This is a genomic window from Bacteroides sedimenti (genome assembly GCF_040365225.1).
Taxonomy (GTDB): Bacteria; Bacteroidota; Bacteroidia; order Bacteroidales; family Bacteroidaceae; genus Bacteroides; species Bacteroides sedimenti.
Genome location: NZ_AP028055.1, coordinates 1,581,038 through 1,594,205, shown reverse-complemented (window position 1 = coordinate 1,594,205; position 13,168 = coordinate 1,581,038). Strand labels below are relative to the sequence as shown.

Sequence of the window (13,168 nt, the reverse complement as noted above, 5' to 3'; positions counted from 1 at the left end):
AAGCTTATATTTTTTGATGCAATTACTTCTTTGTTGTACTATTTCACTCTTCTATTTCGCTGATTATTAGCTTTAGAAGGTCTTGACTTGCCGATTCTTTTACCGGTAGGTTCGACTTTTTTCCCGTTTTTCCGAGGGATCTCTTTTGTTGGTTTATCCGATTTTGTATTCATTCTTTTTTATGGTAAATTTCTATCTTTTTAAATCAGTAAAAAGGGATTGTCCTTTCTGATTCTTACCGACTACAAAGATAGATAAAAGTGCTCACATCTATTATCTTGAGGTGGGAAATATTGCTAACAGCCTGTTTAATAAGTAGTAATTCGTAATGAATTTGCTGAAAATCTCTTTTTTTTGTGTATAAATTAATATATAATATTTATATTTGTTTTTTATTTTCTAAAATTTCAAAATCTACTTGATATTAAATAATAATGTCGATAAGCGGTTAAATATGAATAGATGTTGTTTATAACTTTTAATTTTGATGGTATGCGAAAATTATCATTTGTTGTCTTTAATCTTGCATTAGCACTGATTTTATATTCCTGTACATTAACTGATGTAGATGAACCGACAAAAATTACTGGCATCGTTACCAATTCTTCTGGAAACGGAATAGATAATGTGTCGCTACAATTTAAAACAACTACAAACGATTGGACTGTTCATACATCTTCGGATGGTAAATATATAATTAATTTGCCATCTGGAGGAACAGGCTTTATTACACTCTCCAAAGAGGGCTATACTACTAAAATGATAACAATGGCAATTGTTGGTGGCGAGCATCAGAAGATTAACGTAAAAATGAATACCCTTGTTGAGGATGCTTATGTTAAAACAGAGTTTTCTAATATATTTGTAAAAAATAATGCAGGAAAACAGTTTGTTAAAGTCCAAACTAACGTAAAATTTGAAGTTGAATGTAAAGACGAATGGGTGAGGTGTTCGAGTGATGAAGCTTCTGTTTATATTGAATATGCAGCAAATCTTACCTCAGAACCACGTTTGGCCACTATTACGTTAAATGCAGAATACGGACTTAAGTGCTTAATATATATAACTCAGGATGCAAAACCGGCTTAATGAATAAGCAGAAAACTAAAATAAATAAGACATGAAATTCAGCTATATACTTTTGTCATTCCTTTTCATTACTATATCTGTGAACGCACAAAGCAATTATAAAAAAGGATATATTCTCACAAATAATAATGATACAATAAATGGTTTGATAGATTTCAGAACCGATAAAAGCAATTCAAGTATCTGTCGGTTTAAATCATCAAGCCATGCAACTGAACAGATTTTTCATCCTGGTGAAATAAAAGGATACAGGCTTATTAATGAAAGAAAGTATTATGTTTCTCATCCGATTACTGTTGATAGTGTTTCAATGAATGTCTTTCTGGAGTTTTTGGTTAAAGGGATCAAAAATCTCTATTTTTATCCAGGCGAAATTGACTACTATTTTTTTGAAAATGAAGATGGGAGAATGATTCCTCTTTCCAAAAAAACTAATCAAATAGTTGATTATAAATTCAAAATTGATTTAAAATATAGAGGAATATTGGGTTATGTTTTTCGGGATTGTGATCCTGTTTTAAAGAAGGTTGAGAACGTGGGACTTGGAAGAAGTTCCATGATTGAATTGACAAAAAGATATCATGACGAAATGTGTACCTCCGGAGAAGAATGCCTTGTATTTGAAAATGATTATAAGAAAAAATTTACAAAAATAAATTTTTCTTTATATGGAGGCTTGCAATATATTGATTATAGCTTCGGTAGAGAAGAACTAATCTTGTTTGAGTCGGCTAAGTCAATTATGCCTGTAATTGGCAGTCAGATAAACATTTCGAATCCACGTTTTATTAAGTCTTTAAGCTTGCAAGGCGATCTTTCTTTATCAAGCATTAAAGGAAATACGGATTTTTCGGCAACGAATTCAGTCTATTCCAAATATAATTTTCAAGCATTGATGGCAAGTGGGAAGTTAGGTCTGAAATATACATTAAATACGCCGAAAGTACGCCCCACCATTGAAGCAGGCGGTGTTTATCAGAATCTTTTCAAATCATCCAGTTCACTTTATTCAGAGATGGTATTTACTAATAAGACTTTCCGTGCGAATCAAAAGGACGATAAAGCCCTTCCTCAATCTTCTTTTTGGGGACTGTATTGTGGAATAGGTCTTGATTACAAACTAAAAAATGAACGTTTTATTTTCTGTCGGATGACTTATGAAACTAGTACTGGTTATAATGACAAAATGAAAATTGCTCAGCTAAAAATAGGATACACGTTCTAACTATATCTTGTGCAAACAGGAATGATTATTTTTTTTGAACGTGATTGTTTCTGTTTGTTTTTGTACTTTTGCACCCATGATTGAACTGGATGCAAATTTAGTATGTCGTAAGATGAATGTTGCCGGTAAAAGGCGGGTTCCCTATCTCTTTGGCGTTGATTTTGAGATGGAAAATGGATTCTTTATCGAACACCCGATGGAAAACCATTCCCTCTTATTTACAATAGGAAACCAATCAAACCATACTACATTGCCTGTTGCCGGACAAGCTCCGGCTCGGCTCACAAAAACTCCGGGCAGCTATCAGGACTACCTGCGGAAATTTGGACTTGTAAGTACTGCCTTGCATAAAGGAAACTCTTTCTTGCTGAATCTCACGGAAAGGACTCCCATTGAATGTAATCTTTCGCTGGAAGATATTTATTCCCGGTCTCATGCACGTTACAAAATCCTGATGCCGGGCAAGTTCGTTTGTTTCTCGCCTGAGAGTTTCGTACAGATAACATCCGGCGAAATTTCCTCTTATCCCATGAAAGGAACTATTGACGCCTCTCTACCAAATGCGGCAGAGCAGTTGATGGCGGATTACAAAGAGACATGTGAGCACAATACGATAGTGGACCTAATTCGCAATGATCTTAGCATAGTGGCTGAGCAGGTGAGGGTGCGGAGATTTCGGTATGTGGATGTACTGAAAACCAACCAAAAAGAGTTGTTGCAAACCAGTTCGGAGATTTGCGGAAAGCTTTCCGGGAATTACCACGAACGGCTGGGAAACATCATTTTCGATATGCTGCCGGCCGGTTCAATATCGGGGGCACCTAAACAGTCCACCGTAAACACTATCCGCGAGGCAGAGAAAATGAACCGGGGATATTATACAGGGGTGTTTGGTTATTACGACGGAGAAACACTGGACAGTGCCGTTATGATTCGCTATATTGAACAGGAAGGTGGAAAATATTACTTCCGCAGCGGGGGAGGAATAACCGTGAACAGCAAACCCGAAGAGGAGTATCAGGAAGTGTTGGATAAAATATATTTGCCGTTATGAGGGGTTATCTGCAATTTTTAGAAACAGTCAAAGTAGTTGACGGTGCATTTATTCATCCTGAACTTCATTTGGAGAGAATGAGGCAGACCGTGAAGGAATTCTTTGGTACATCAGTTCAGGAGACTCTTTTTCAGGAACTGGTTGTTCCCGAAGCAATGAGCCAGGGAAATGTGAAATGCCGTATTCTTTACGGTGCCTCAGTGGAGGAGGTCGAATTTCAACCTTATACACCCAAACGGATTGGTTCATTAAAACTGGTGGATGGAACCGGCATTGATTATTCGCATAAGTATGCCAACAGAAGCTGCCTGACAAGATTGCTTCAGGAAAAAGGGGAGTGTGATGATGTGTTGATTGTCCGCAGCGGACTGATAACCGATACAAGCTACAGCAACGTGGTGCTGAGTGATGAAAAAGGTTATTATACACCGAATTCTTATTTGCTGAACGGCACCTGTCGTCAGCGATTACTGGCCGAAGGCAAAGTGGTTCCCATGGAGATAACAGTAAACAACCTCGCCTCTTTTGAAAAGCTGTATCTGATAAATGCCATGCTTGGAATTGAAGATGAAATAACCATTCCGGTAGCTAACATTCAGTTCTGATTTCTCATTTCCCCATAGGCTTGATTCAATAAAGTCGCGCAAGTCACGCAAGTCACGCGGAATCGCTGTAATTCGCTATTGGATAGCTTGTTATAGGTGCGTTACTTCGTCCGAAAAAGCGCGTGACTTCTTTTAAGTCACGCACTTCCTCCGCAAGCGTCTCCGCGATACCGTCTTGTTAGATTCAGTTGCGAACTAAGGACTTACTTTTTCTCCCAACACACAGGTTATAGCCTATTTATTAGTTTTGTAAATAAAAGACAAGTATTTGGATATGTGTAAATTAAGTTGTTTAGTGATATCTATAGAGATCATAATCGTATGGAACTACCCATATTTATGCGGATTTAAACATATTTTATCGGCATGATTTCAAAATTTGACGCCTTATTTCTTTCCGTCCACCCGGATGTACACAGTCGGTACACCCGGATGGAGGGACTCTGTACACCCGGATATACGCTGCCTGTACACCCGGGTAAACAGAGAAATATAACATCGTGGAATAAAGATTAGATACAAATGTTTGCCGGCAATAGCCTGTTGTGTGGAGAAGGCGCCTCTGCGATGCCGCTTTGTAAAATTGGGTGGCTGCGATGGCGGGTAAGCCACGCGCTGGAAGTCACGCAGTGCTTACGCAGAAGTCGCGCACCTGTATTGTGTTGAATATAAATGCGTTATAGCGAAAGTGCGTGACTTGCGTGACTTGTGCTACTTTTTGAAATTAATGCTATGGGGATTTGATATGAAAAACAGCCAAGAGAGGTGGATGAAATTTACTTTCTGGTTTTCCCTTACTGAAACAGAATATATCTACATGGACTTTAATTAAATTCGTATGGTTTTTACTGCGACTTCTTTCTGTAACTAAGAATTGCCCAGGTATTAAAGAATACGGCAAAAATGGAAAGTGCCAGTATCTGGGTGCCAAGGTCTGCAAGGCCGCTTCCTTTTAGATAGACCGACCGCATAATCTGAACGAAATATTTCAGCGGGTTGAAGATGGTAATGGTTTGGGCCCAATGAGGCATACTGTGAATAGGGGTAAAAAGACCGCTTAACAAAATCATAATCATCATAAAGAAGAACATCACGAACATGGCTTGCTGCATGGTTGCAGAGTGGTTGGAGAGAACCTGTCCAAATCCGGAGACAATGAGAACATAAAGCAAAGCCAGTAAATAAATGGTGCTAAGATGTCCGTTTGGAACAAGTCCATAAGCCAGAGCTGCCAGTGCCAAACAAATGGAAAGCACAAAAAAGCCGATAATCCAGTGGGGGATAAGCTTGGCTATGATGAATGAGAATTTGCTTACTGGAGTTACATTAATCTGTTCAATGGTTCCTTTCTCTTTTTCAATGACAATGTTCAAGGCAGGAAGAAAACCGCAGAATACGGTAAGCAGTATTACCATCAGTGCCGGAATCATGAATACCTTGTAATCAAGATGAGGATTGAAACGGCTTTGTGCAACAATCTTAACCTTGGGATTGATATTAGTGACATGTTGGGGCTCTACCCACCGATCTTTTATGTCATCTGAGAAGTCGGAAACAATATAAGACATGTATGCACTTCCCAGCATTCCTTTGGTTCCATTTACAGAATTTACGGAGATAAGCAATCTGGCGTTCCCTTCTTTAATAAGGTCTCGCTCGAAATTGGCCGGAATCTCCAGAATAATATCCGATCTTCCTTTCTCTACACTTTTTATGCCTTCATCATAAGAGGATGAAACATCCGCCAGCCGGAAGTATCCCGATGAAACTACTTTATGAATCAATTGCCGGGAATATTGGCTGTGATTATTATCTACAACACAAAGATTGATATTCTTAATTTCCAGATTTGCTGCCCAGGGAAGTACCATTATGATGACGATTGGATAAATGGCTATTAATCGTGGCAGAAATTTATTGCGTGCTATCTGCTTGAATTCTTTTTCAATAAGATATTTTATTACCATAACTTATTTCAATATCTATATAAAATTTACCAAAAATGGAAAGTCATATATAAACAATGAAACTAAGTAAAAGGTTGTAATATATTAATATTGCATTACCATTTAATATGATTGATTATAAAGCGCCAGCTCTTTGATAGTCTCTGGGAGAGATACCTACTTTCTTTTTGAAATATTTCCCAAAGAAACTTTGATTAGGAAAATTAAGAGCATTAGAAACTTCTTTTACACTATTTCCTGAAATTTTTAAAAGGTATTTCGCGTCTTTTATAACTGTGCTGGTAATCCATTCGTTTGCCGATATTCCCGATGTTTCCTTTATCAGCTTTGACAGATATTTGGGAGTTATACAGAGCTTGTCGGCATAGAAATTTATTTGCCTCTGATTGTGTGAGTGAAGCTTTACCAGATTTATAAAATCCTTGGTCAGTTTCATTCCTCTTGTCGTTTTGCCATCAGCATAAAGATTTTCAGATACAGAGTGCTGCTTTGCAAATGCATTCAGGATGTCGATAAAGAATATGGAAACCAGGTTTGATAACTTTTCTCGCTGAAAGATATGCTCTTTGTTTGATATTTCATCTTTTATCAGCACGAAAATCTGATCAAATTTATTTTGCAGACTATTAGCCGAATCTTGATTATGTATAACAAAAGGAGTACCCAGGTTTATTAAGAATGGAGTTTGAACGGATTCAACGAAAAAGTCGGATAAGATCATGATATATCCTTCAAGCATGGAATCAGCTGATTTCATACTGAAAGACGCATTGGAGGGGATATAAGCTATTGAGCCATGAGATAATGAGTATTGCTGGTTGTTTATTTTTACCTCTAATGTCCCTTTACGTACTTCTATAATACCAATCTTGTTTGTTGACTTATAATATTTATCTAAGATAATATTTTGCAGAAAATAAAGCATAATATCCTCTTTTATCATCTTGCCGTTGAAGGAGTTTGATGCAAAGCCTGCATTGAATGCTGCAGGCTTTGCTGTTATACTGTTTAAATTCATTTTATTTAAATGGATTAAATAATCTATATACACTTTAGTTTAAATAAATATGCTGAACCGCTTAAACACAATACCCGTCATTTACGGTTCTTACTCTATTTCCAGAAAGCCATATATTATTTAAGATTTTTTTCTGTAACTAACAACAGCCCATGAATTAATCAATACCATGAATATCATCAGTGCAGAAATCTGAGGAATAAGATCCATAATGCCACTGCCTTTGAGGTATACAGCCCGCATTACCTGAACAAAATATTTGAGCGGATTGAAATCGGTAATAATCTGTGCCCAGTGAGGCATGCTATTGATGGGGGTAAATAGCCCGCTTAACAGCATTAGAATCAGAACGAAAAACCACATTACAAACATGGCCTGTTGCATCGTATCAGAATAGTTGGAAATAACCAGTCCAAATCCGGATATAGTTAATACATATAGCAAAACAATCAGATAGATGGTGCTTAGATGTCCAATCGGCATCAGACCGTAGACAAGTGCTGCCAATCCGAAACAAATTGTAATAACCATGAATCCGATTATCCAATAAGGAATAATTTTGGCTATGATAAACGTGAATTTCTTTACCGGAGTTACATTAATTTGTTCAATGGTCCCTTTCTCCTTTTCGCCAACAATATTAAGGGCTGGCAAAAATCCACATAAAATAGTGAGCAACATCACCATCAGTGCCGGAATCATGAATGCTTTGTAGTCGAGGTGCGGATTAAAGCGATACTGTGTCTCTATTTTAATAGAAGGAGTGATGGCTTCCTTTTTTTGAGGCTGTATCCATTTATCTTTAATATCTGCAGTGAAGTCTGTTATCATACTCGAGAGATACGAACTACCTAATCCTCCTTTTGTTCCATTTACTGCATTGGCAGAAATCAACAATTTAGTATTTCCACTTTTAATCAAATCCTGTTCAAAATTAGCCGGAATTTCCATAATGATGTCTGCATCTCCTCTTTCCACACTTTTTATGGCTTCATCATAAGAAGATGAAACATCCGTTAGTCTGAAATAATCTGATGCAGCAGCTTTCTGGGTTAGTTGCCTTGAATACTGGCTGTGGTTATTGTCCACAATGTAAAGATTGATATTCTTTATCTCCAGATCGGCTGCCCATGGAAGAATCAGCATCATAAAAATTGGATAAGCAATAATTAATCTGGGAATAAAACTGTTTCGGAATATCTGCTTGAATTCTTTTTCTATTAAATATTTTATCATAATCTATTCCAGTCTGTCGTTAAACTTCTTGAGGCTTATTATTAGTAAAACGGTAGCCATTACTAAAAGAATACCAACTTCTTTCAGTACGAATGTGAAGCCAAGTCCTTCAACCATAATTTTCTTAACACATATAATATACCATTTTGCTGGAATGATGTGGGTTATGCATTCCAAAAGAAACGGCATGTTTTCTGTTGGATAAATCATACCTGAAAGCAGAATGGTTGGAAGCATCAAAACCATACCCGAGGCAAGCATAGCTGCTACCTGAGTCTTGACTATTGTAGATATTAATAATCCAATGGTGAGTGATACCAGAATGAAGAGAAGAGATATCCCAAAGAGCAGGGTAAGACTTCCCGCTACCGGTACATTCAATACATACACTGATAATAAGAGTATGGTGATAATATTAATGCACGAAAGTACCAGGTATGGAATTGCTTTTGCCACAATAATATAAATCGGCTTCATGGGCGATACCAATAGAACCTCCATTGTTCCCATCTCTTTTTCTCTTACTATTGAGATAGAGGTCATCATGGCACAAATAAGCATAAGGATAAGCCCCATTACACCTGGCACAAAGTTGTACGCTCCCTTCATTCCCGGATTATATAATAACTTAACTTCCGGGGTAATTGAAAGCGGCGACTTATACTGAACGTTTATTTCTTGTTGGGCAGCCATTAGGATATTTGTTACATAACCCGTTAAGATAGAGGCGGTGTTAGGATCAGTGCCGTCAGTAATTAGTTGCACGGAAGCTTCTCCCGTATGGCGATAATTGTCACTGAAATGCTGGTTAAAAATTACAGCAATATCAGCCTTTCCTTTCCGGAATGCAGATTCTATGTCCTCCGGATGGTCTATCACACTGACCACATTTATATATTCATTGGCGTCCAGTTTATCTATTATTTTTTGTGTGACCTCATCCTTTGATGGATCGAATACTGCCATACGGATATCTTTAACTTCGGTAGTGATGGCAAATCCGAATAGAATTATCTGCACAATAGGTATACCTAGAAGTATCAGGATGGTGCGTTTGTCGCGTGCGATATGATAAAACTCTTTTGTTACAAATGATAAAAACTGCTTCATGTCCTTATTCTCCTCTTTTTGCTTTACGTGCCAGTTTAAAGAATACCTCTTCCATGTCGAGAACGTTGTATTGTTTTTTTAGATTGGAGGGACTGTCCAGAGCCTCAATTACTCCATCTACCATAATCGATACCCGGTTGCAATATTCGGCTTCATCCATATAATGAGTGGTTACGAAAACTGTAATTCCTTTGTCAGCAGCCTGATAAATCAGTTCCCAGAACTGACGACGGGTAGCAGGGTCAACACCTCCAGTGGGTTCGTCCAGAAAAACAATCTTCGGCTCATGAAAGATAGCTACGGAGAAAGCGAGCTTCTGCTTCCATCCCAGTGGCAGGCTGGCAACTAATGTGTTTCGTTCCGATTCAAATCCCAGACTGGCAAGCAGTTCATCACTCTTCGCTGCAATCTCTTTCTCTTTCATTCCATAGATTCCGGCAAATAGACGGATGTTTTCCCATACTTTAAGGTCTTCGTAAAGAGAAAACTTCTGACTCATGTAACCAATGTTGCGCTTTACCTGTTCCGATTGCCGGCTGATGTCAAAACCTGCAACTTTCCCGGTTCCGGAAGAGAGCTTGCTAAGACCGCAGAGCATCCTCATTGCCGTAGTTTTTCCGGCTCCGTTTGCACCGAGGAAACCGAATATCTCTCCTTCGTGAACATTGAAGGTAATATGGTCTACGGCAGTGAAATGGCCAAAACGTTTGGTCAATTCATTGGTTTCTATTACTATTTTATTTTCATTCATACGTACTTTCTTTTCAGCTCTTTTTAGAAGCCAGTTGCATGTAGCAGTCCTCGATAGACGCCTCAATGGCCCTGATTTCAATATTTAAATGCCCTTTTTCCTGCATAAGTCTTTCCAATTCAGCAGGTGTAAGAAGTGATTCATCCACTGTGACATGATGTACATCACCGAAAGCGAAGCAGCTTTTGACTCCATGGCAAGTTCTTAAATCATTCAGCAACCCCGACATTTTATGGCTTTTTACCGACCAGATTGTCTCTTTAAAGTTGCCGATGATTTCCTGTGGAGTTTCTATCCCTAGGAAAATCCCTTCCTGAATCATGGCAATACGATCGCACAACATGGCCTCGTTCATGTATGGGGTGGAAACAAGAATAGTGATTCCTTGCTCCTTCAACGCTTGTAGCATTTGCCAGAATTCCTTTCTGGAAACTGGATCCACTCCGGTAGTAGGTTCGTCGAGGAAAAGAACCGTTGGCTTATGTATCATGGCACAGCTAAGAGCCAGTTTCTGCTTCATGCCCCCTGAAAGCTTTCCGGCGCGTCGGTCCTTGAATGGCTCGATTTGCTGATAGATATCTTTTATCAGGTGATAATTCTCTTTAATGGTGGTGTTAAACACAGTAGCAAAGAAAGTCAGATTTTCCTCAACGCTCAGGTCCTGGTAAAGAGAGAAGCGCCCAGGCATATATCCCACTCGGTTACGAATTTCTTTGTAATTCTTTACCACATCCAGACCATCAACCGTGGCTGTACCACTATTGGCTCTGATCAGTGTGGTCAGAATACGGAAGAGGGTAGTCTTTCCCGATCCGTCGGGACCGATGAGGCCGAAAATCTCTCCTTCGTTTACGGAAAATGAGACGCCTCTTAATGCTTCTACTTCACCGTATTTTTTTGAGATATTATTAACTTCGATTGCTGCCATTATTTTGTAAAGCTAACTTCTCCGTACATTCCTATCTTAATATCTCCGTTGTTCTTAACGGCAATCTTAACGGCATACACCAGGTTGGCGCGTTCGTCTTTTGTGAGGATGCCCTTGGGGGTGAATTCCGATTTGTTGGATATCCAGCTTACCGTGCCTGGAAACTCTTTTACGTTATCACCGCCAAAGTCGGCATAGACTTTTACTTTCTGACCTATTTTCATCTTTGAGAGCTGATCTGAGGTAACGTATGCCCGCAAGAACATATTTTCAATATCGGCCACTTTAAATAGAGCTTTTCCCGGTGTGGCCAGTTCGCCCTTCTCGGCATACTTGCTTAACACAGTTCCCTTGATGGGAGAGATGATGTGGCATTTCTGTAGCTGATCTTCAAGTTGGGCAATCTGTATCTCCAGTGCTGAGCTTTCTCCGGAAACAGAGGCATTGCTGTTTTCGAGGGTAGAGGTCTGGGCTGCCAGTTGTTTCTGGAGAAATGCTATTTGTGCATTGATGTCATCAACCTGCTTCTGGTTGGCGGCATTGTTCTTTACCAGATTCTCAAAACGCTCTTTTTCCCGTTGCTGGGTGGCTATCTGTTGCTTGATGGCAGCAATCTGCTTGCTTACATCCTGGCGCCGACTTCTTACCGCACTGGTGCTGGCCTGCAGTTGGAGCCTTTTCAGGTAAAGTTGTACGGTGTCCACATATCCTACCTGTGCACCTTGTTCTAACAAATCTCCCTCGGTAACATTGAACTCCATTAATTTGCCGGTGGCTTCTGATGAAACAATGACTTCGGTTGCTTCAAAGGTTCCGGTGGCATCGTACTTTCCGTTTCCGTTTCCGCAGGCGGAAAATAGAGTTGTTGCAATTGCGCTGAATAATATGGATTTAATGAGTTTCATATGAAATCTGATTTAGTTGTTTGTACTGTTTTTATAATTATAGATTGACATAATTAGCTGGATTTCGTGCAATGCCTTGTTTTGCTTTGCCTGATCCTCCGAATTGATTTCCCTTAGTAGCTCGGTGACACTCAATGTACCGTTCTTAACCTTCACTTCCGCTGCATTCTTGATGTTTGTCCGCAACCGAATAATTTCATCATCATCTTGCATCAGCTGCTTCATCTTCTCAATTTCGTGGCTCTGTTGGGTCATTTTAAGGTTGGTGTTGAACAGGAATGTCTCTTTTTGAATGGCTACGTTCTGCTGATTGTTTTCAAGCAACCTTTTATCATTCTTTTTGGTATAGAGCCCTCCGAAGTTCCATGTTAAACGGGCTCCGGCTATGTAGTAGGTCGAGAATTCGCTTTTCAGCATGTTCAGTGCCGGATTGCTGTATCCTCCCTGAACAAATAATCCCAGTTTGGGGAGGTTTCGTGCATTGATCATCTCCTTTTGTGTTTCTAACTGCTGCTTCTGGGCATCGAACAGTTGCAGTTCCGGTCGGTTGATTGTTGTCGACAGTGAAGCGCTTTCAATCGTCGACGGCTTTATCAGGTAATCGCCCTCTTTGATGGATTCGCCTATCAGAGCCGACAGCATCTCCCGATATGCTTTGCGGGTGGCTTCCAGTTCCACTTTCCGTTGAGTGGTGTTCAGCTGGTTTACCTTGATGGCATCTAGATCTGCTTGATTGGCAATGCCATTGGCCAAATACGAAGAGACTTGTGCATAATTTCGTTTCAATTCATCCTGCAACAATATATTCTGTCTGATCTGCTCATCGAGCAGCAAGATTCCGAAGAAGAGCTGGTTTACCCGTTCATTGATGGTATACATGTCCACGTCGAGTTTCTGCTTTTCCAGGACAGAACCGGCTTCGGTTATCTTTTTTTGATTTCGGATAATTCCTCCGTCCCAGATGGTTTGATTTACTTCAATAACCGACTGGTACTGATCCTTGTTTATTCCCTTAATCTGCATGTTAGGTAAGGAGATAGGGATTTTAGTTACGTCTGATTGGTAACTGGCTTTTGCAGATAAAGCAAACTGAGGAAGGTACCCTTTGTTTGCGTTCGATAGATTATATTCTTTAGCTTGTTCTATCAAACCATACTGCTTTACCAGTGGGTAGTTTGCCTGTGCTTTCTTGTAACAATCATCTATGGAAAGTTGTCCATAAGATGGCGAAACGATTCCGTTTACAAGAACAGCCAGGAGAAATGCCATTTTCTTCATAA

Annotated in this window: 11 protein-coding genes and 1 pseudogene; 5 read left to right on the top strand and 7 right to left on the bottom strand. The window is 39.3% G+C overall.

The features are described from left to right. Positions 1-492 precede the first annotated feature (492 nt). From ABWU87_RS06495 to ABWU87_RS06475, 5 genes are all read left to right on the top strand, one after another. Entirely contained in the window at positions 493-1,089 is a 597-nt protein-coding gene (locus tag ABWU87_RS06495) for a carboxypeptidase regulatory-like domain-containing protein (RefSeq protein ID WP_353334177.1), read from the top strand. Positions 1,090-1,120: 31 nt separating this feature from the next. After that, the gene (locus tag ABWU87_RS06490; RefSeq protein ID WP_353334176.1) at positions 1,121-2,314 is read left to right on the top strand and encodes a hypothetical protein; all 1,194 of its coding nucleotides are present in this window, start codon (positions 1,121-1,123) and stop codon (positions 2,312-2,314) included. 76 nt (positions 2,315-2,390) lie between these two features. Then, positions 2,391-3,368, top strand: coding sequence for an aminodeoxychorismate synthase component I (locus tag ABWU87_RS06485; protein WP_353334175.1), 978 nt, complete (start codon positions 2,391-2,393; stop codon positions 3,366-3,368). Next, positions 3,365-3,973 (top strand): aminotransferase class IV, encoded by a 609-nt coding sequence (locus ABWU87_RS06480; RefSeq protein ID WP_353334174.1) that lies wholly within the window; start codon positions 3,365-3,367, stop codon positions 3,971-3,973. The genes ABWU87_RS06485 and ABWU87_RS06480 overlap by 4 nt, the downstream gene beginning before the upstream one ends. Before the next feature lie 366 nt (positions 3,974-4,339). Further along, on the top strand, positions 4,340-4,489 hold the full coding sequence (locus ABWU87_RS06475; RefSeq protein WP_353334173.1) for a hypothetical protein: 150 nt from the start codon (positions 4,340-4,342) through the stop codon (positions 4,487-4,489). Between the two features lie 329 nt (positions 4,490-4,818). Here the strand turns inward: ABWU87_RS06475 and ABWU87_RS06470 are convergent, their stop codons facing one another. From ABWU87_RS06470 to ABWU87_RS06435, 7 genes and pseudogenes are all read right to left on the bottom strand, one after another. Next, positions 4,819-5,940: an ABC transporter permease gene (locus ABWU87_RS06470; RefSeq protein ID WP_353334172.1), complete on the bottom strand. Its 1,122-nt coding sequence runs from the start codon at positions 5,938-5,940 to the stop codon at positions 4,819-4,821. 115 nt (positions 5,941-6,055) lie between these two features. After that, on the bottom strand, positions 6,056-6,958 hold the full coding sequence (locus ABWU87_RS06465) for an AraC family transcriptional regulator (RefSeq protein ID WP_353334171.1): 903 nt from the start codon (positions 6,956-6,958) through the stop codon (positions 6,056-6,058). A gap of 120 nt (positions 6,959-7,078) precedes the next feature. After that, a complete protein-coding gene (locus ABWU87_RS06460) occupies positions 7,079-8,194 on the bottom strand; it encodes an ABC transporter permease (protein ID WP_353334170.1) in 1,116 nt (371 codons plus the stop codon). Positions 8,195-8,197: 3 nt separating this feature from the next. Beyond that, positions 8,198-9,304 carry an ABC transporter permease gene (locus ABWU87_RS06455; protein WP_353334169.1) on the bottom strand — a complete coding sequence of 369 codons (1,107 nt, stop codon included), beginning with the start codon at positions 9,302-9,304 and terminating at the stop codon, positions 8,198-8,200. A gap of 4 nt (positions 9,305-9,308) precedes the next feature. Further along, positions 9,309-10,983: pseudogene (locus ABWU87_RS14925) on the bottom strand (ATP-binding cassette domain-containing protein). Continuing rightward, positions 10,983-11,888 (bottom strand): HlyD family secretion protein, encoded by a 906-nt coding sequence (locus ABWU87_RS06440; RefSeq protein WP_353334166.1) that lies wholly within the window; start codon positions 11,886-11,888, stop codon positions 10,983-10,985. The pseudogene ABWU87_RS14925 and the gene ABWU87_RS06440 overlap by 1 nt, the downstream one beginning before the upstream one ends. 12 nt (positions 11,889-11,900) lie before the next feature. Further along, the gene (locus ABWU87_RS06435; RefSeq protein WP_353334165.1) at positions 11,901-13,166 is read right to left on the bottom strand and encodes a TolC family protein; all 1,266 of its coding nucleotides are present in this window, start codon (positions 13,164-13,166) and stop codon (positions 11,901-11,903) included. Positions 13,167-13,168: the final 2 nt, after the last annotated feature.

Coding starts and splice junctions, on each gene's coding strand:
- ABWU87_RS06480 (WP_353334174.1), top strand. CDS start 3,365: ATGAGGGGTTATCTGCAATTTTTAGAAACAGTCAAAGTAGTTGACGGT.
- ABWU87_RS06465 (WP_353334171.1), bottom strand. CDS start 6,958: ATGAATTTAAACAGTATAACAGCAAAGCCTGCAGCATTCAATGCAGGC.
- ABWU87_RS06495 (WP_353334177.1), top strand. CDS start 493: ATGCGAAAATTATCATTTGTTGTCTTTAATCTTGCATTAGCACTGATT.
- ABWU87_RS06455 (WP_353334169.1), bottom strand. CDS start 9,304: ATGAAGCAGTTTTTATCATTTGTAACAAAAGAGTTTTATCATATCGCA.
- ABWU87_RS06490 (WP_353334176.1), top strand. CDS start 1,121: ATGAAATTCAGCTATATACTTTTGTCATTCCTTTTCATTACTATATCT.
- ABWU87_RS06440 (WP_353334166.1), bottom strand. CDS start 11,888: ATGAAACTCATTAAATCCATATTATTCAGCGCAATTGCAACAACTCTA.
- ABWU87_RS06460 (WP_353334170.1), bottom strand. CDS start 8,194: ATGATAAAATATTTAATAGAAAAAGAATTCAAGCAGATATTCCGAAAC.
- ABWU87_RS06475 (WP_353334173.1), top strand. CDS start 4,340: ATGATTTCAAAATTTGACGCCTTATTTCTTTCCGTCCACCCGGATGTA.
- ABWU87_RS06435 (WP_353334165.1), bottom strand. CDS start 13,166: ATGAAGAAAATGGCATTTCTCCTGGCTGTTCTTGTAAACGGAATCGTT.
- ABWU87_RS06485 (WP_353334175.1), top strand. CDS start 2,391: ATGATTGAACTGGATGCAAATTTAGTATGTCGTAAGATGAATGTTGCC.
- ABWU87_RS06470 (WP_353334172.1), bottom strand. CDS start 5,940: ATGGTAATAAAATATCTTATTGAAAAAGAATTCAAGCAGATAGCACGC.